This window comes from Mariprofundus erugo (assembly GCF_005818865.1).
GTDB lineage: Bacteria > Pseudomonadota > Zetaproteobacteria > Mariprofundales > Mariprofundaceae > Mariprofundus > Mariprofundus erugo.
Genome location: NZ_VBRY01000007.1, coordinates 78988 through 97091 on the forward strand (window position 1 = coordinate 78988; position 18104 = coordinate 97091).

13 protein-coding genes and 1 other RNA gene are annotated in these 18104 nt (G+C 55.1%); 7 read left to right on the forward strand and 7 right to left on the reverse strand.

Features of this window, described 5'->3' with window-relative positions:
* Positions 1 to 2: 2 nt before the first annotated feature.
* The 4 genes from FEF65_RS08475 to FEF65_RS08490 are packed head-to-tail and all read left to right on the forward strand — an operon-like array spanning position 3 to position 3688.
* Positions 3 to 533 (forward strand): Smr/MutS family protein, encoded by a 531-nt coding sequence (locus FEF65_RS08475; protein ID WP_138239373.1) that lies wholly within the window; start codon positions 3 to 5, stop codon positions 531 to 533.
* 48 nt (positions 534 to 581) lie between these two features.
* Positions 582 to 2552 (forward strand): bifunctional aldolase/short-chain dehydrogenase, encoded by a 1971-nt coding sequence (locus FEF65_RS08480; RefSeq protein WP_138239374.1) that lies wholly within the window; start codon positions 582 to 584, stop codon positions 2550 to 2552.
* Positions 2553 to 2604: 52 nt separating this feature from the next.
* Complete coding sequence (locus tag FEF65_RS08485) at positions 2605 to 3018, forward strand: DUF2782 domain-containing protein (protein WP_238701281.1); 414 nt, start codon at positions 2605 to 2607, stop codon at positions 3016 to 3018.
* A 31-nt stretch (positions 3019 to 3049) separates the two neighbouring features.
* Positions 3050 to 3688 carry a thiamine phosphate synthase gene (locus FEF65_RS08490; RefSeq protein ID WP_138239376.1) on the forward strand — a complete coding sequence of 213 codons (639 nt, stop codon included), beginning with the start codon at positions 3050 to 3052 and terminating at the stop codon, positions 3686 to 3688.
* Between the two features lie 84 nt (positions 3689 to 3772).
* Here the strand turns inward: FEF65_RS08490 and FEF65_RS08495 are convergent, their stop codons facing one another.
* Together FEF65_RS08495 and hemH are read right to left on the reverse strand one after the other, a co-directional pair.
* Positions 3773 to 5461, reverse strand: coding sequence for a carbon starvation CstA family protein (locus FEF65_RS08495; protein ID WP_138239377.1), 1689 nt, complete (start codon positions 5459 to 5461; stop codon positions 3773 to 3775).
* Between the two features lie 94 nt (positions 5462 to 5555).
* A complete protein-coding gene (hemH, locus tag FEF65_RS08500; protein WP_138239378.1) occupies positions 5556 to 6575 on the reverse strand; it encodes a ferrochelatase in 1020 nt (339 codons plus the stop codon).
* Positions 6576 to 6755: 180 nt separating this feature from the next.
* On the opposite strand from hemH, the gene speA reads away from it, so the two are divergent.
* On the forward strand, positions 6756 to 8669 hold the full coding sequence (gene speA / locus FEF65_RS08505; protein ID WP_138239379.1) for a biosynthetic arginine decarboxylase: 1914 nt from the start codon (positions 6756 to 6758) through the stop codon (positions 8667 to 8669).
* A 789-nt stretch (positions 8670 to 9458) separates the two neighbouring features.
* Here the strand turns inward: speA and FEF65_RS08510 are convergent.
* On the reverse strand, positions 9459 to 10985 hold the full coding sequence (locus FEF65_RS08510) for a B12-binding domain-containing radical SAM protein (protein WP_138239380.1): 1527 nt from the start codon (positions 10983 to 10985) through the stop codon (positions 9459 to 9461).
* A gap of 448 nt (positions 10986 to 11433) precedes the next feature.
* Here FEF65_RS08510 and FEF65_RS08515 point away from each other — a divergent pair, with 448 nt between their 5' ends.
* On the forward strand, positions 11434 to 12621 hold the full coding sequence (locus FEF65_RS08515; RefSeq protein WP_202978102.1) for a class I SAM-dependent rRNA methyltransferase: 1188 nt from the start codon (positions 11434 to 11436) through the stop codon (positions 12619 to 12621).
* A 35-nt stretch (positions 12622 to 12656) separates the two neighbouring features.
* Here the strand turns inward: FEF65_RS08515 and FEF65_RS08525 are convergent, their stop codons facing one another.
* A complete protein-coding gene (locus tag FEF65_RS08525) occupies positions 12657 to 14858 on the reverse strand; it encodes a bacteriohemerythrin (RefSeq protein ID WP_202978255.1) in 2202 nt (733 codons plus the stop codon).
* Positions 14859 to 14973: 115 nt separating this feature from the next.
* Here FEF65_RS08525 and FEF65_RS08530 point away from each other — a divergent pair, with 115 nt between their 5' ends.
* Positions 14974 to 15414 carry a nucleoside deaminase gene (locus FEF65_RS08530; RefSeq protein ID WP_138239382.1) on the forward strand — a complete coding sequence of 147 codons (441 nt, stop codon included), beginning with the start codon at positions 14974 to 14976 and terminating at the stop codon, positions 15412 to 15414.
* Positions 15415 to 15477: 63 nt separating this feature from the next.
* Here FEF65_RS08530 and FEF65_RS08535 read toward each other — a convergent pair whose 3' ends face one another.
* The 3 genes from FEF65_RS08535 to FEF65_RS08545 form a co-directional block, all read right to left on the reverse strand.
* Positions 15478 to 16278, reverse strand: coding sequence for an RMD1 family protein (locus FEF65_RS08535; protein ID WP_138239383.1), 801 nt, complete (start codon positions 16276 to 16278; stop codon positions 15478 to 15480).
* A gap of 221 nt (positions 16279 to 16499) precedes the next feature.
* Positions 16500 to 16666: non-coding RNA, 6S RNA (gene ssrS, locus FEF65_RS08540), on the reverse strand.
* A gap of 108 nt (positions 16667 to 16774) precedes the next feature.
* Positions 16775 to 17812, reverse strand: a complete 1038-nt coding sequence (locus FEF65_RS08545; protein WP_138239384.1) for a coproporphyrinogen III oxidase — start codon at positions 17810 to 17812, stop codon at positions 16775 to 16777.
* Positions 17813 to 18104: the final 292 nt, after the last annotated feature.

Sequence of the window (18104 nt, forward strand, 5' to 3'; positions counted from 1 at the left end):
AGATGCCGCCGGAGACAGATGAAGATCTGTTTGCCGAAGCGATGGGCAGGGTGCAGCCATTGCCGGAAATTGACAAAATCACACCTGACAGGCGATTGCCGCGCGGCCATCAGGTCGCCGTCCGGCATCGTCATCGGCAGCCTTCCGGGTTAATGGCAGATGGACCAGCCGCTCGCCGGGTTGAGCCATGGTCTCTTGTGGCCGATGGTATTTCAAGAGAGCGCCTGAAGCGCCTTGCCGCAGGTGATCCGTCCGTTGCCTGTACATTTGATTTGCATGGTATGACCTGTGATATGGCGCTGTCAGCGTTGGCCGATGGCTTTGCCCGGGCTGTTGCGGATGATGATGTGCGTGTCATCTGTATTATTCACGGTCGTGGTCTGCACTCATCCGATGGTAAACCGGTATTGAAAAAGGCGGTCTATCACTGGTTGACTGATGGTCCCTTTGCCGGACAGGTGCTGGCTGCGATTCCCCGTCCGGGTAGCGGCGGCGGGGCGTGCCTGGTGCTGTTGCGCCGCACGATGGCATAAGGGATTTCTCACGATTTTTTCCAGACAAACAGATTCGGGAGTGACGGGATGAATAACGCATGGGATGTCGCTGAAGCCACAGCGCTGGAAAATGATCCGCTGGCGCTTCGGGTTTACAGCTCGCGACTGCTTGGCCGTGAGCCATCACTGGTGCTTCATGGTGGTGGTAACACTTCGGTCAAGGCGATGGTGCGCAATGTGTTCGGCGAGCAGGAGCAGGTGCTGTATGTGAAGGGCAGTGGCTGGGATCTGGCGACGATTGAGAAGCAGGGCTTTGCACCGGTCAGGCTGGATGTGTTGCAAAAGATGGCTGAGCTCGAGCAGCTGGGTGATACGGAGATGGTGGATGCCCAGCGGGCAGCCATGACGAATGCCAATGCTCCGAATCCTTCGGTTGAGGCGATACTGCATGCGATCATTCCGTTTACCTATGTCGATCATACCCATGCCGATGCCATCGTCACCATCAGTAACAGTGCAGGTGGAGAGGCCATCTTAAGGTCATTGTATGGCGATGAGGTGTTGATATTGCCCTATATCATGCCGGGCTTTGTACTCGCCCGGCAGGTTGCTCAGCTGACTGCCGGCATCGACTGGTCAAGCGTGAAGGGCATCGTGCTGTTGCATCACGGGGTGTTTACCTTTGCCGATGCGGCAGCTGAAAGTTACGGCAATATGATTGAGCTGGTCAGCCGGGCAGAAGATTATTTATCCGCGCATGCACGGCAGCGTTCGACCGGCGAAGTGGCGCAGGTTCCTGATCTGAAGGCTCTGGCCATGGTGCGCAAGGCGGTATCCGAAGCGCGCGGAGCTCCTGTGCTGGCCATGTTGAATCATGGCAGCGATGCGGTTCAGTTCTCATTGCGCGGCGATGTGGCTGATATTGCCACGCGTGGTCCGTTGACACCCGATCATGTCATCCGCACCAAGCGCACCGCCATGATGATCGGTGAGGATGCGGAGGCTTCGGTTAACGCCTTTGTCGGCGATTATTTTGATTATTTCAGCCGTCATCATACAGAGGGACTGACCTGTCTTGATCCGGCACCGCGCTGGGCGGTGTGGCCGGGAGGGGGAGCGCTGGCATTCGGTGTGAGTCCGGCTGAGTGCGGTATCATTGCCGATATCTGCAGCCATACGATGCATGCCATTCATCAGGCGGAGCTGCTGGGTGGTTGGCAGGCATTGCCGGAAAAAGATATTTTTGAGCTTGAATATTGGGAGCTTGAGCAGGCCAAGCTGAAAAAAGGTGCTGCCACGATGGAGATGCGCGGTCGTATCGCCCTGGTGACAGGCGCTGCCAGCGGTATTGGTGCAGCCTGTGTCAGGGCGTTGCTGCAGAAGGGGGCGGTTGTGGCGGCGCTGGATATCAATCCCGCTGTGACCACCATGTTCTCATCATCATCCGTATTGGGCGTGGTCTGTGATATGACCGACGCGGTGGCGATCAGGGATGCAGTCGAAGCGACAGTGCGTCATTTTGGCGGACTGGATATTGTCATCAGTAATGCAGGTTGTTTTCCTGCCAGTCATCCTATTGAAGGGATGCCGTTCGACACCTGGCAGCAGAGCCTGGCCCTGAATCTGAGCAGCCATCAGTTATTGCTCAGCGAGTCTGTGCCGTATCTCAGATATGGTATCGATGCTGCGGTTGTGCTGATGGCGTCAAAAAATGTTCCTGCACCGGGCCCGGGTGCTGCGGCCTATTCGGTGGCGAAGGCCGGATTGACCCAGCTGGCCAGGGTGGCAGCACTGGAGTTGGGCGGTGATGGTATCAGGGTCAATGTGCTGCATCCGAACGCGGTGTTTGATACAGCGATCTGGACGGATGAGGTGCTGGCGAAGCGGGCTGCCAGCTACGGGCTCAGTGTTGAGGCCTATAAAACCAATAATATCCTTGGATGTGAAGTGACGTCACGGCATGTGGCCGAGATGGCCTGTGCGATGGCTGGCCCGCTATTTGCGTGTACTACCGGAGCGCAACTGCCGCTGGATGGAGGAAATGAACGTGTCATATGAAATGGTGAAAAAAACAGCTGTAGATCGCGCTTGCGACTGCTATCATGCATGCATGAATCGCTTGCGAATGATGATCCTCTCCCCGTTGCTGCTCCTGCCGCTGTTGGCCCTCTCCTCACCGGTCCGTGCCGCCGAGGATGTGGCACCGCCGCCGGTCGTTGATACATCTGCGCCGGCTGCCATCACCGATCAGGCGGTTGCCGCTGAAAAGCCGGCCAGCCTCAAGGATGAGCTCAAGGCCCCGGATGATACGACTGCCGTCGATATTCGCTCCTATCAGGGGAAGGATGGGGTTACCGTGACCGAATATGCTTCGCATGGCCAGGTGTTTAAGGTCAAGGTGCAGCCTGCCGGTGGTATGCCTGCCTACTATCTCTATCGTGAACCCAATGGCCAGTTTGTCCGTCGCCTGCCCGGTGGTGGTACCGCCATTGTGCCTCCCAGCTGGATTCTGAAAGAGTTTTGAGCGTATAGCACTCACTGTTTGTGGATGTCGCGTGCCTGTCATACCGCCTGTACTGACACAAATTACCGATAGCAGCCGTTATCACGGCGAACCGTTTTTTGAGGCGCTTGAGCAAGTGCTGGCCGCCGGTGTTGATGCGGTACTGTTGCGGGAGAAGGCGCTTGATTCGGCAAGGTTGCTGGCTTTGGCCGCGCGTTTGCGGGTGATGACCCGAGCCTGTGGCGCCCGCCTGATTATCCATACACAGGCCGATATTGCCGAGGCTGTCGATGCGGATGGGGTGCACCTGGCTGGCACGGCGATCGGCAGTGTCCCTGTGGTTCGCGGTTGGCTCGCTGATCGGAGCAAAACAGTTTCTGTCTCATGTCACCACGAAGAGGATTTGCGTCTGGCTGAAGATGCCGGTGCGGATTACGCGCTGCTTTCCCCTGTTTTTCCGACAGCCAGCCATCCCGGGGCTCCTTGTCTCGGGGTGACTGAATTTCACCGCATGGCGATGCAGGCTCCACTGCCTGTGGTCGCACTCGGCGGGATGACTCCCGAGCATGCGAGTGAACTGAACTGGCCGCATGTCGCTGTGATCAGCGGCCTGCTTTCGGCCGATGATCCCGCCATGGCTACCCGGCGCATGCGCCGTTGCATGCCGGAGTACTCGGCCGTATCTGTCTGATCGGATCAGGAGTGGCTGACCTTTCCTGTATCTGCAAAGCTGTTCTCAAAACAGGCGGTTCAGTGTTCACCATGCATGATGATGTTACTGTTGATGCTCTGCCCGTACATGACGAACCACCAGCAACGCTTCTACCAGTACCCAGAAGGCGAGCAGGAAGATTGCTGCCCCGACAGATGCCACGGCCCACTGTGCTTTCTCAACCGCTTCGATGATGCCCATCACCATGCCGGCAACGGTGGCACCGAGCACCAGCAGCATAGGCAGCAGTGTGTAAAGAATCGGTTTTTTCTTGCGGTAGAGATAGATGGTGACCGTCAGCAGGGTCAGACCGGCCAGAATCTGGTTGGTGGTGCCGAACAGGGTCCAGAGAAACAGGCCGGCCGGTTTTCCGTCGACCTTGAAGAAGGCAAAGAAGCCGATGGCTGCCACGGCCAGAAAGGTGGCCACATAACGGTTACCAAGGGCTTTCACACCGATGGTGTGACCGATCTCTTCCAGATTAAAGCGCAGCAGGCGGGCGCCGGTATCGACCGATGTCATGGCAAAACCAACGACCACGACGCTGATAAAGGCTGCGGCATAATCAAGCGGTACTCCGAGCTGATGAATGAAGTTTGCATTACCCTGAATAAAGACGCCCAGCTTCTGGTGTAAACCGACGGCTTTGTCCCAGGAGCCGTAAAACGATTCCCAATCGGCCCGGGATGAGAATGCACCGGCAGTTGTGGCCAGTACTGCCAAAAGAGCCAGCAGTGATTCACCAATCATGCCGACATAACCGACGAAGGGTGCATCGGTCTCTTTATCCAGCTGTTTGGAGGTGGTACCGGATGCGACCAGGCCGTGAAAGCCGGACACGGCTCCGCAGGCGATGACGATAAACAGAAACGGTAGCATGGGCGGTGCGCCGACCGGATGCGGGTTGATGGCCGGTGCAGCCCAGTCGGGAGAGAGAATAAAAAAGCCGGCAAGCATCGAGAAGAGTGCCAGGTAGAGCAGCAGCGAGTTGAGAAAATCACGCGGCTGCAGCAACAGCCATACAGGCAGAACGCTGGCAATAAAGGCATAGATGAGCAGCGACCATGTCCAGAATCCGGCGGAGAGGCCGGTGACCGGCATATCAAGGCCGATGGCTGTGGTCACCATCATCAGCACGAAGCCGAGGGCGATCATGGGCCATAGTGGCATATTCTTTTTATAAACAAAAAAGCCGATGACCATCGCGATCAGCATCAGGGAGTAGGTCGGGAATACGGCCTCAGGGTGTGCGGTTGCCGGGATATGGGCTGCATCAGGTGCGGCGAAGAGCCCTGAAATGACCAGTACAAACACACCCATAGCCAGTGCGACGAGGAAGAAAATAACCAGCAGAAATAACAGGCGGGTACGCGGGCTGATGACATCGCGGGCAATGGTACCCATGCTGTGTCCCTTGTGCCGGATCGAGAGGACGAGGGCTGAGAAGTCATGCACGGCGCCGACCAGCAGCGTACCGAAAACCACCCAGCACAGGGCGGGTACCCAGCCCCAGATCACGGCAATGGCAGGTCCAAGCATCGGAGCCAGCCCGGCGATGGAGGCAAAATGGTGACCGAACAGGATGTATTTGTTGGTTGGTACATAGTCGACCTCATCACGCTGTGAGTGAGCCGGTGTGATGGCAGCACCATTGAGGTCGAAAATTTTTCTGGCAAGAAAGCCATTGGCGTAAAAACGGAAAAAAAGCAGGTACAGGCACAGTACCACAATGGTCATGACAACGGGAGACATCAGCTACCCTCCTTGCAGGGTTCACCGCCATGAGGCGGATGCATGGCGGCATGGCACGCTACTCATGCGTTACATGTGGACAAGGTTTCGACGCTTAACGTCCGTTGATGGCGGTGATGAGCAGACGGGCAAGGGCCTCGATGTGCGCATCGCTGTCATTCAATGCCGGTATATAACGGAATTGATGACCACCTGCCTCGAGGAAGTAATCACGGTTTTCAACCGCGATCTCCTCCAGTGTTTCGAGACAGTCGGCAGCAAAGCCGGGGCAAATGACGTCGACAGAGTTAACACCCTCCTTGCCCCACTGCTTCAGGGTCTCATCTGTATAGGGTTGCATCCACGGTTCACGACCGAAGCGGGATTGAAAGCTCAGCTGTACCTGCTCCTCGTTCAGCCCGAGTTTTTCACGCAGGAGCCTGACGGTTTTGCGGCAGTGGCATGGATAAGGGTCTCCGGCCCTGAAGTAGCGCTCGGGAATGCCATGAAAGCTGACCAGCAAGCGTTCGGGTTGACCATGCTGTTGCCAGTAGGTTTGTACGCTTGCGGCCAGCGCATCGATATAGGCGGGGTGATCATGGTAGGAGTCGATAAAGTGCAGCGCCGGAATCCGGCGCCAGCTGTTCATGACATCGCTGATGGCATCAAAGGTGGATGCTGTTGTTGTGGCTGAATATTGTGGATATAGCGGCAGTACAAACAGCTTCCGGCAGCCTTTCTCCCGCAGTGATTCAAGCCCTGACCTGATCGATGGGTTGCCATAGCGCATGGCAAGCTCGACATGAATATCGTCGCCCAGTCGTTGTTGCAGAAGAACAGCTATCTTGTCTCTCTGACGCCGGCTGATAGCCATCAGCGGTGAGCCATCTTCGCTCCAGACGCTGCGATAGGCGGCAGCAGATTTCGCCGGCCTCACATTCAGAATAATGCCGTTGAGGATCAGCCACCAGAGCCAGCGAGGCTGCTCAACCACCCGTGGGTCGGAAAGAAACTCCTTCAGGTAGGTCCGCAATGCTTTGGTGGTCGGGGCATCCGGTGTTCCCAGATTGGTCAACAGGATGCCGGTTTTCGGCCTGCTGTTGTGGTCAAAATTGCTTTGTGCACTGTAGGGCATGCATCCTCCACTCTAGATGTGCAATCACACACGCTTGGATTGCAGCGGTCAATATGTCGTGATTTATGGGGTTTTATGCATGTCATATGCGTGTTGCCAGAGGATGGCAGGCTTCCATCATGGTGATGAAACTGCCAAAGTAGGCCACGAATATTCATCCGGAGAAGGAGATGCATCGCTGTGAAAGAGAGTAAATGGTCCATTAAGGATGCTTCCCGCCTCTATCAGGTTGAGGGCTGGGGGAACGGTTTTTTTGGCATCAACAGCAAGGGAAACCTTGATGCGCGACCGGATGGCAAGCAGTCGATCGATATGATGGAGCTGCTTGAGGATCTTAAATCCCGTCAGATAGAAGCACCGTTGCTGCTCAGGTTTTCCGATATTCTCAGGGCTCGTATGTCACAGATCCATCTGCGTTTCAGCAATGCGCGCAAGGAAGCCGGCTATCAGGGCCAGTATTTCGGCGTCTATCCGATCAAGGTGAATCAGCAGCGTCAGGTGGTTGAGGAGATTGTTGAGTACGGAGCTGAATTCAACTGGGGCCTTGAAGCAGGTTCCAAGCCTGAACTGCACGCTACGCTGGCGATGATGGAAGATGTGGAAGGGCTGATTGTCTGTAACGGTTACAAGGATCGCGAATTTGTCGAGCTGGCAATGATTGGCCGCAAGATGGGCAAGCGAATCTATATTGTGGTTGAAAAGGCGAATGAGCTGGATCTGATTCTCGATGCATCACGGCGTCTGGATGTGCAGCCGCTGATCGGCTTGCGCTGCCGCCTTGCCGCCACAAGCAAGGGGCTGTGGGAGGATTCAGGCGGAGATAGTTCGAAGTTCGGCCTGGCAGCCTCCGAGCTGGTTGCAGCGGTTGATAAGCTCAAGCAGTTCGGTCAGCTGGATTGCCTGAAGCTGCTCCATTTTCATATCGGTTCGCAGGTGCCTCACATTCGCCGTATCAAGGAAGCGATGCAGGAGGCAGCCCGTTTTTACATTGAAATGCGGCGTCTCGGAGCACCGATCGAGTTGATGGACGTGGGCGGTGGCCTGGGGATCAATTATGACGGCTCTATTTCAGGCAGCGTATCATCGGTGGATTATTCGTTGCAGGAGTATGCCAATGATATTGTCTGGACGCTGAAAAGTGTGTGCGATGATGAGGGGTTGCCACATCCGGATATTATCTCCGAATCCGGCCGGGCATTGGTGGCACATCATGCCGTACTGATTCTGGATGTGCTTGCTGCAACACGGCGTTTGTCCGGCCGGGAGATTGTTGAGCCACCGGCCGATGCACCGATGCAGCTGCGCCATCTGTGGCAGACATGGCATGAGCTGGATGAAATCAGTCCGCGTGAAGCACTGCATGATGCCATTTCGCTGCGTGAGGATATTCACAAGCTGTTTACGCTCGGCTATTCGACCCTTGAGCAAAGGGCACAGGCAGATGACCTGCACTGGTGCCTGTTATCGATGTTGCAGGATCGTTTTGATCAGGAAGAGATCAACGAGCTGTTGCCGGATTTACGCAAGCAGCTGGCTGACCGCTACTTTCTCAACTTTTCGCTGTTTCAGTCGCTACCCGATGCCTGGGCTATCCGGCAGGTGTTCCCGGTCATGCCTATCCACAGGTTGAATGAGCGCCCTGATCGGGAGGCGGTGCTGGTGGATATTACCTGTGACTCGGATGGCAAGATCGAGCAGTTTCCGTTAGCCGGTGGTGTGTCGCCAACCCTGCCGCTGCACTCGGTCAACAATGGCGATGACTATTACATCGGCATTTTTCTGACCGGTGCCTACCAGGAAATCCTTGGCGACCTGCACAATCTGTTTGGTGATACACATGCGGTTCATGTGCGCCTGGATGGTGATGGTTATGAGCTTGAGCAGCTGGTTGAAGGTGAGTCGGTGGCGGATGTGCTTGAGTATGTTCAGTTTCATGAGACGGTGCTTGCTGATCGTATGCGTCGTCAGGTGAATACGGCGCGTAGCGAAGGGCGTATCACCGCTCGCGAGGCGATGGCATTTCTGAACTACTATCGTGAAGGGCTGAAAGGCTATACCTATCTTGAAGAGCACTCGCCTCTCGGTATGGATTGAGCTGGTCGAGAGGCCTTACGCGGCAATAAAAAAGCCAGCTCCCTCGAGCTGGCTTTTTTGAAAGAGGTAATTGCACTGGCGTTATGACCTATAAATGAACTGAACCCTTTACGAAAAGGTGGGCGCAGTGCCCTGACTTCAGGTGCCCCAATACAGGGGCGCACACCATCAGGATAGAGAGGCTCCCGTTCAGCGTATATCGGCCCGCAATTTATAGGCCATAACGCCAGTGCAACTGCAGTCACTCTATCCCTGTCGCGATTTATTTGCAAATATTTTTCACCGGTCGTGAGTGTGATGCAGGACCTTGCCGGCGAAGCTGAAGTGATTCAGAAAAGCTTCAGGTAGGCGTGGTCGCACTGTCTGCAACGATAGTATTTGCAGAACGGTATCAGTCGCATCCACCAGGTTCTGTGCAACCGCTCTTTATCGGTGCAACCACAGACAGGGCAAGAAATAGCCATTTGAGTCCCCCCTCATGGCAGTGTGACCTTCGCACCATGATCAGGTCGCTATAGACGGTGCTGCCGTCTGGCCTTTAGCCCCATTATAGCGGATAACCGCTAAGGAATCGCTGATTAATCCAGCGATTCCGTGCGGGCCATGGACGGCTCGCCAAACCAGACACATAAGTGTTTGATTTGTCCGTAAAGGCAAAACCACGCTTTTGCCTTTACGGACTGATTTTTGCCAGGAGGGCAATAAATCAGCATCTCCCTAAATAAGTATGCCTATGATGGCCGTGATGCTTTTACAGAGCCAAATGATCGCTCTCTTCTGACGTCTGGCTTATTGTGCGGTGTGCCTGATCTGACGTTTGTTGTGGCTGTTTGCCGTGACCTGTTTGGCAGCTGTCTTGTGGTGGGCAAATGGCTTCAGGAAGGGGGGCATTTTTCTTCCCTCCAGCGTCATGATGTCTGCGATCAGCGTTCCGGCAGCGGTGGCCGGGGGGATGGCCATATGTTCGGTCAGATAGGTGAACAACAGTTCTGCCAGTCGTTCCAGAGAGATTTTCCATGTGCTGCGCGTCTGTTCATAGATCCATACTGAATAGGTATGAAACTGCTCAAATACATCGCCATCGGGCCAAAGCAGGCGTATGCCCTGTTTGAAGTTGCCGCTGTTGTAATAAAGGTCCCAAAAGCGGGCGAAGCGTTTCATTTGCTGAATGTCTTCGAAACTGAGCAGATTGTTACGCAGAATGTCGTAGGGGGGCATATCGGCATAGACCATGTCGAACTCACTGTCGTGTCGATGCAGGCTGGTACCGGAGAGTTTTTTAAGAATACCAATCTGGATTTCCGCTCCGGTGATAGCGGCAAGGCGGTTCAGGTTGTGGCCAAAGCTGGCAAGTGTCTCTCCCGGCAGGCCGACAATCAGATCCAGATGCATGTGGGCTGACGTCTCGTTTTCCAGAAAGCGGATGTTTTGCTCGATCTTGTCGAGCTTGAGATTTCTGTGGATGCGACTGGCCACCCCGGGGTTCAGTGTCTGGATGCCGATTTCAAGTTGCAGGGCCGCGGCAGGAAAGCGGGCGATTCGCTCTTTCAGCGCATCGGGAAAGTGGTCGGGAATGACCTCAAAGTGAACAAAGCAGGGTTGATGGGCCAGGAAAAAGTCGAGCAGGCGGGCGGCGATTCCGATGTTCAGGTTGAAGGTACGATCGATGAATTTGAAGCTGCGAACGCCGCGCTGATAAAGTGTTTCCAGTGCCCCAAGAAGGGTGTCGATATCAATATTCCTGACCTTTTTGTCGATGGATGAGAGGCAGAATTCACATAAAAACGGACAGCCTCGCGAAGCCTCGACATAGATATAACGGTTGGCCACATCCTCATCACTGTAGCAGTCATAGGGGAGCTCAATACGGGCAAGATCAGCCATGGGGGCCTGAATGATTCGCTGTTGTGGCGGAGAACCGGACAGCACCGCCCGGCACAGTTCGTAAAAAGCGGTATCGCCCTCGCCTCTGATGATGAAGTCGGCTGCATCGAAGTTGACCCGTAATGGCTGGTAGCTGACTTCAGGGCCGCCGATAATGATCGTGGTCTGCGGTGATACGGCCTTGATTGTACGTATCAGGCGGGCACAGGCTTCGGCGTTCCAGATGTAGATGCCGATAGCAATAATGGCCGCGCGCTCATGCAGCAGCTGTTCGGCGATATCCTGGATATTGTCATTGATGGTGAACTCGCGAATGGCACTGTCAGCCTGCAGTTCGCGCATATTGGCAAAAAGGTAGCGCAGCCCTATGGATGAGTGGGTGTAGCGGGCATTCAGGGTGGTTAGCAGAATCGATTTCTGTCGCGTGATCATGGCGGCAGCATAGTGGTGGCATCCTCGCTTGTCGTCCCGTGGTGGGGAGGGCTGTTGAACACGATGCTGCCCGCAAAAATAAAAAGGCCTGCCACAAGGGGGGATAGGCAGGCCTTTTATTCAGGGGATGTTGAAAGCAGGCAGTCGCTACACTGGCGCTGTGATCTTATTCACCGAACCCTTCAGGCGAAGGCGGAGATCTCATTCCCGTATCAGGTATCCCTGCAGGGAGGGACGCACACAACCGGAATAGGCAAGCTCCTGTTCAGTACGCATCGGCTCAGATAATAAAATCACAGCGCCAGTGCAACGATCTGCCTGATAAACTTACAGCAAGTAATATGCCATAATGGCCTTCTGCGCGAGTCGACGGCAGGGCGCATGCGGTGATATCGGTTTCGTTTGCGTTTATGCTACGATGCCGCATTTCGATGGGCAGGAGAAAACTGTGGCAATACTTATCCTCGCAAAAGATAAAGAGCGCTCGTTATTGCGGCGTCACCCGTGGGTATTTTCCGGTGCAGTGAGCCGTATCGTGGGCAAGGCTCCGCAACCGGGGGAAACGGTTGAAGTGCATGCTCAAAACGGGCGTTTTCTCGCTCGGGCGGCATATTCACCGCAGTCACAGATTCGCGCGCGCGTCTGGAGTTTTGATGAAGCGGAAGAGATTAACGCTGATTTTTTTCGTGACCGGCTGAAGCGGGCTCTGCGCCTGCGTGATGTACTCGACAATAGCGAGGCTGCGGCTCTCCGTCTGGTCAATGCAGAGTCCGACGGCTTGCCGGGTGTCATTGTCGATCGTTACGCCCATGTGCTGGTTTGTCAGTTTCTCAGTCAGGGGGCTGAGTTCTGGCGCGAAACCATTGTGCGGGAGTTGCAGCAGATCTTTCCGGACCATGTGATTTATGAACGCTCCGACAGTGAGGTGCGCAGCAAGGAGGGGCTGGAGTTGCGTACCGGGCTTCTGGTCGGGAAAGCATTGCCGGATCACGTAGAAATTGTCGAGAATGGTCTGCGTCTGCTGGTGGATGTGCGACAGGGACACAAGACAGGCTTTTATCTCGATCAGCGTGATAGCCGCTTCGCACTGCGGCAGTACGCTGCCGGCAGGGAAGTGCTGAACTGTTTCTCATTCAGTGGCGGCTTTTCACTGTCCGCCCTCAAGGCTGGAGCCAGCCGGGTTACCAATGTGGATATGTCGCAGCCCGCGCTTGATCTGGCCGCGCGCAATATTGCCCTGAACGGCTTTGATGCCGGGCGCAGCGAGCATATTTGCGCCGATGTATTCAAGCTGTTGCGGCAGTTTCGTGATGAAGAGCGCAGGTTTGATCTGATTGTGCTTGATCCGCCCAAGTTTGCCGATTCCCGCGGGCAGGTGGATCGCGCCTGCCGTGGCTACAAGGATATAAATCTGCTTGCTTTTACCCTGCTCAAGCCCGGTGGAATTCTGTTTACCTTTTCGTGCTCGGGACTTATGGAGACAGGCCTGTTTCAGAAGGTGGTCGCTGATGCTGCTCTGGATGCCGGTCGGGATGCGCGCATGCTGACCCGATTGGGGCAGGCACCGGACCACCCGACAGGTATGGCCTTTCCGGAAGGCTATTACCTGAAGGGGCTGGTCTGTATGGCCATGTAACGCGATTTTCCCTGACGCCGTGTGTGGTGCGGCGTTCAGGGTGCCTTGCGTAGCAGATCAACGCGGATCGGCATGGTAAACCTTGCCCCGTCAGGGCTCATGTGCTCGCTGAACTTCTGCTTCACCTGCGCATACAGGGCATCGGATAACCGGTGCTCGGTGTGGGTCACCTTGAGGATTTTTTGCTCAAAGTCGGCAAAGTTTTCAAACTGCATGGGCGTGTTGAAGAAGGTTTGACGCTCCAGCGTCAGGGTACCTGCATCCACGGCGCCGCGAACCGCCTCAAAGGCTGCAAGTCTTACCTGCTCTTCATTGTGAAAGAGTTTCAGCAGATCATTGAAATCACCTGCAAATATCGGTTCGGAGATATAGGCCATGCCACCGGGTTTCAGCACCCGCCGTATCTCCAGCAGTGCCTGTGACATCTGATTCAGCGGTACATGGTGCAGGGATTTGAACATGAAGACGACATCAAAATGGTTGTCCGGGGCAGGAATGGCCTCGGCTCCGGCCATGATAAAGTCGACATTCGGGAGGTCATCAATGGCCTGATGCCGGCTGTGCTGTATGGCATCGACCTCCAGCGCGGTAAGGCGGCGTCCATATCCGTCGGTGGCGATCGCGCGGGTGATCTCTGCCCGCCCACAGCCCAGTTCGAGTATATTTTTTTCATCCAGTGCCAGCAGGCTGTTATAGATGTCACGCTCCGGACAGGTGTGGGTGATAAGCGGAGGGGTCAGTATCATGCTGTTGTGCAGGCTTTGAGCTGTTGATGTGTCAGGGTATTCGGGATGAAAGAATGCGTAGTTGGATTTGCCTGCTTGCTTGACCCGATACATGGCCTGATCGGCCTGATTCAGAATCAGGTGAGCCTTCATATCGCCGGATGAGAAGAAATCGATGCCGATACTGGCGGACACCGTCGCCTGATGTTCCCCGATGGAAACCGGTTCTTCGACGACCTTGAGTACGCGCTCGATCAGCGGGCGGCACTCGTCCGGGTGGGCAAGTCCCTCAATCAGCAGGACGAATTCGTCACCACCAAGGCGGGCCAGTGTATCCTGGGCCCGGAGCACATTCTTGACTCTGGCCGAGACCTCCTGAAGCAGCGTGTCACCAGCAGCATGACCATAGGTATCATTGACTCTCTTGAAGTTATCCAGATCCAGATAGCATACAGCACAGTGCCCGCCGTCGCGTCTGACCTTGGCGATAGCCTGATCCAGACGGTCGGTCAAAAGTAGCCGGTTTGGCAGCCCGGTCAGGATATCAAAGTGAGCAAAGTGCTCGAGTTTATGCTGGCGCTGTACCAGTTGTGTAATGTTACTGAAGAGTCCAACGTAGTGCGTCACCATGCCCTGATCATCGGTGATGGCTGAAAGGGTCAGCCATTCAGGGGTGAGCTCACCATCCTTGTTGCGGTTATGGACCTCGCCACTCCAGTGGCCGGTGGTGGCAACACTGTGCCAGATTTTGGCGGCACTGCTTCCTTCGAGGCCGGCGTGAAGACTCCTCAGGCTTTTGCCGATGACCTCTTCGTGGCCATAACCGGTGTACTGACAGAATGCGGGGTTAACCTGAATAATCACGGCTTTGCTATCGGCGATGAACATCGCCTCCAGTGTGTTCTCGTAAACACTTGCGGCCAGCCGCAGCTTTTCCTCCGCTTTTTTGCGCTGATTGATCTCGCGCATCAGTTGTAATGAGCGGGAGGCGAGTGCGTCATACATGGCGAGAATGGTATCGACCAGTACGGTCATCCAGGTTTCCATCTCGTCGCGGGCCACTATTTTGGCCTCTTCAAGCGAGGCGCCGTCCTGCATGGCCAGAGCCACTTTTGCGATGTGTTTGTCCGACTCGAGAATGTGAACCGCCAGCCAGTGGCTCAGAAATGAGAGGATCTCGGAAAATACCTCTTCGGATGGCTGATTTGTTGTTTTGTTTTTCAGGCGTATCAGCTTCTCTTCGAACGAGCGGTGGCTTGAGCTGTGATCAAGCAGCATGGGGTCATCGCTCATGTATTGCCGGATCAGTGCCTCTTCGGAACTGAAATGATAGCGGGCATAGTCGGTCAGCTCTGTGAACACCTTTTCCAGTGTCAGGGTGTTGGCCTGGAAGGCCAGGTGCATGGCCAGCTCATTAATCAGGTCGACCAGCTTTTTGTGCTGTTCATCGATTGCCGGAATGCCCGTTTCAAAGTTGTCATTCCACAGAAAAATTTCGTGCCTGTCTGTCATTGTCTAATACTGCCTTTAAGCGGTTATATCAGGCAAGTGGCGGGGCTGGGATTAGTGACCAAAATTTTGTAAGATGCGAAGAATTCTGGGCAGTGCGGCAACATCGGAGCGGGAAATGGATGATTTTTTACGTGCGGCGATCGAAGAGGCGAGGCAGGGGCTGGCTGAAGGCGGCATTCCGATCGGTTCGGTACTGGTGATTGACGGAAAAATTGTCGGGCGGGGTCATAATCGTCGTGTTCAGCAGGGGAGCGCTATCCTGCATGCCGAAATGGACTGTCTCGAGCAGGCGGGGCGTCTGCTCGCCGCTGATTATGGCAGGGCAACCCTTTATTCCACGCTATCACCGTGTGATATGTGCAGTGGTGCCGTTCTGCTTTACGGTATTACCAGGGTTGTCGTGGGTGAAAACCGCACCTTTTGCGGCCCTGAGGCGTATCTTCGCAGCCGGGGGGTGGCGGTGGAGGTGGTTGATGATGCGGAATGCCGGCGATTGATGGAGACGTTTATCCGAAACTCACCCGCCTTATGGCATGAGGATATCGGTCAGCCATAAGCGGTTGTGGCGCTGACTACCTGCGCAGCGTAAACGTTTTTCCGGCGCTTACTGCACGGAATACTAGCCCAGCAGGTGCTGTCTCCACATTTCATAAACGGTGAGAAGAATTTCTATCACGATCAGAATCACGATGTACCACTCCACCCGGTGCGAGCGCCGGTTTTGCAGCAGGTCGAGCAGTGTTTCTGCCGTTTTGGAGACCAGGTCCAGCTTGCGTTCGAGCGCGCGGTGACGTTCAATCAGCTCGTACTCTTCAGCCATGCGCAGATAGAGGCGTTCATATTGCGGCTCATCCCACAGCAGCTCGGGTTTTTCGCTGATTTCGACACGGCCGACCATGCGCCCCTGAATCATCAGCACATCGCCGATATGGGCGAGCAGCTCACGTCCCTTGTGCATATATTTGCCACCATGTTGCAGGTTGTGGGCCAGTGGCTCGATGCGTTCGAATGTTTCGGCGACCGCTGTTTCATAGTAAGAGAGAATCACGCTTTTAGCCAGTACGCTTGCAACCACCTGCAGCCGGGCCAGGTTGAATTCATCAATGGCAATGCAATCACCGGGCATGCGCTCTGAAAGGGCTGAACTCAGGCACAGGTTGACCTCTTCTGCTTCATAGTGCTCGAACGGCTCGATGGCAAAGTCGGTCAGTCCCTTGATGAAGCTGACCTCTTCAACCGGGGTAAGGTTGAAAAGTACGATGACCCCGTAACGGAACATGACCGCGGCTCCCTGATGGCCTGCGCTCACGATGAGCGGACTGCTTGCCAGCTGGCGTGTTTTCTCAAAGGCCTTCAGGTCGAGTCGCTGGCTGATATACATGGCTCGACCGGTCAGTTTTTGCAGTTCGCCGAAAGGCATGGTGGTGTCCTTGTGTGAAAGTGTTGCCGAAGCCCTGTGACCTGGCCGTAAGTGGTTGCCCGGTTTAACAGGCGAATTGTATTGTAAGTGTTTTTTTGCCGTTTGCCAGAACGGCTGCCTGGCAGCGGGTGGGCCGGTATCTCTGCGGCAGCTGCTGGCTGAGATATAAACGAAGGCCTGCCGGGAGGGAGGGTTTCGGCAGGCCTTCGCTAACTCTTTGTCGTTGCACTGGCGTTATGACCTGTGAACTGAACCCTTTACGTTAAGGTGGGCGCCCCATCCGGATATCAGGCTTCCCCGTTAGCAGGGACTCACACCATCCGTATAGACCGGCTCCCGTTCAGTGCGCATCGGCTCAGTTTTTAATAAGCCATAACGCCAGTGCAACGAGCTGTTGTAAATATCCCAGCATTTATGGTGCCAATATGGACGTGCTTTTCATTTTGCGCGTCTTCCGGCGCTTTTTTTAGTTGCGTGGTGTGAGCGCCGGCGGGAATCAGCGGTGATTTTTTACCGTTGAAGGAATCGTGTTCCCCGAGGCCTGCATGTGAATCGCTTCCGGGTAGTTTTGATAGTGCTTGCGGACTGCAGCAGCAAGGCGTTTTTTTACGGCTTCATCCACGGGGGCCGGGGAGGTGTCTGCAAGCGCTGCAATCAGTGCCTGCAACAGCTCATCCTGCGGGGCAGGCATGCGCTCAACCCAGGAGGTCAGCAGTTCCCGATCTACATATGCAGGCAGGGAGCCCATGATGCCGATGTCATTCTGATCATGAACCAGAAGACCGGTTGTTGTTCCCCGATCGAGTGTCAAAACCTGGAAGAAATAGAGCGTGTGGTAAGCCAGCTGTGCCGATTTTTGTTGCTCTGCAGCGACTTTCTCGTTTGCAAGTGTGGTCGTCACAATATTGACATAGGTGTCAATTGCGGCCTCACCGACGGTTTTTGCCAGCGCGAAATCAGCTTCGCTGTCATGTGTGCAGTAGTTTTCAAGATAGAAGTGAGCTACGCCGCGATGACGATCAAGCACGGGAATGAAAAAATAACGATCGCCCTGGGCAATGGCCTCATCATATTGGGTGGGCGCCGCCTTTTGCATGGCAGCAAGGAACTGTTCCGTGTGTGCCGTATTTTCATTGGATGGATTGAGATCGGCCATCATGCGCCAGTAGCCGCTGCCATCCTTCATTTCTGTCCAGCTGATATGGATATGAACAGAAGGAGCAAGCGGATTAACCGGGTGAATAATGGTTGAGATGGCCGAGGCGGAACCTAGTTTTTTCTCTGCATCATCATCGTAGTGGACCTGTGACACATTGACGGAACCCCGTCCGAACAGCTCACCTGCAGCCGTTTCGTAGCGCACGCCACCACCGTGCCGTCCCTCATCACGAAACCACTCGACCGGAGAGAAGTGTTGTGTGCTGTTCAGGCTGTGTGCCAGCTGCTCAAGGCCCGAGACAAAACGGCTTTGCAGATGGGTGACCAGTTCATGGGCCCGGGTGGCGGTGGGGGATGCAGCAGGAATGCGTTTCATGTCAGAACCTCGAAGTTGAATAGACTGCAACTATGGTTGTCCTGCTCATGCGGTTCAAGCAGAGCTGCGGCAAGAGGCGTATATGCACTGCAACAGGCGCAATCTGCCGCAGAAAAATGGGCTCAGGATGACTTCGTCTGTTTCTGCTTTATAGTTGGATGCATGTGTGAGTGCTGTGTTATGCCGATGCTTGCTGCCTCCGCCTGCTGTGATGCGGGCCGTTGCTCCGGGTAGGTCTGTGCACCTGTTTTCCTCCCCTCGCAGGCTTGCCGCGCATTATGCGCGGGAGGGA

What these genes read in the sequence shown, in the direction of transcription:
- FEF65_RS08480 (WP_138239374.1), top strand. Translation starts at nt 582, where the DNA reads ATGAATAACGCATGGGATGTCGCTGAAGCCACAGCGCTGGAAAATGAT.
- hemH (WP_138239378.1), bottom strand. Translation starts at nt 6,575, where the DNA reads ATGCCCTACAGTGCACAAAGCAATTTTGACCACAACAGCAGGCCGAAA.
- FEF65_RS08545 (WP_138239384.1), bottom strand. Translation starts at nt 17,812, where the DNA reads ATGAAACGCATTCCTGCTGCATCCCCCACCGCCACCCGGGCCCATGAA.
- FEF65_RS08475 (WP_138239373.1), top strand. Translation starts at nt 3, where the DNA reads ATGCCGCCGGAGACAGATGAAGATCTGTTTGCCGAAGCGATGGGCAGG.
- FEF65_RS08525 (WP_202978255.1), bottom strand. Translation starts at nt 14,858, where the DNA reads ATGACAGACAGGCACGAAATTTTTCTGTGGAATGACAACTTTGAAACG.
- FEF65_RS08495 (WP_138239377.1), bottom strand. Translation starts at nt 5,461, where the DNA reads ATGTCTCCCGTTGTCATGACCATTGTGGTACTGTGCCTGTACCTGCTT.
- FEF65_RS08510 (WP_138239380.1), bottom strand. Translation starts at nt 10,985, where the DNA reads ATGATCACGCGACAGAAATCGATTCTGCTAACCACCCTGAATGCCCGC.
- FEF65_RS08485 (WP_238701281.1), top strand. Translation starts at nt 2,605, where the DNA reads ATGAATCGCTTGCGAATGATGATCCTCTCCCCGTTGCTGCTCCTGCCG.
- FEF65_RS08530 (WP_138239382.1), top strand. Translation starts at nt 14,974, where the DNA reads ATGGATGATTTTTTACGTGCGGCGATCGAAGAGGCGAGGCAGGGGCTG.
- FEF65_RS08535 (WP_138239383.1), bottom strand. Translation starts at nt 16,278, where the DNA reads ATGCCTTTCGGCGAACTGCAAAAACTGACCGGTCGAGCCATGTATATC.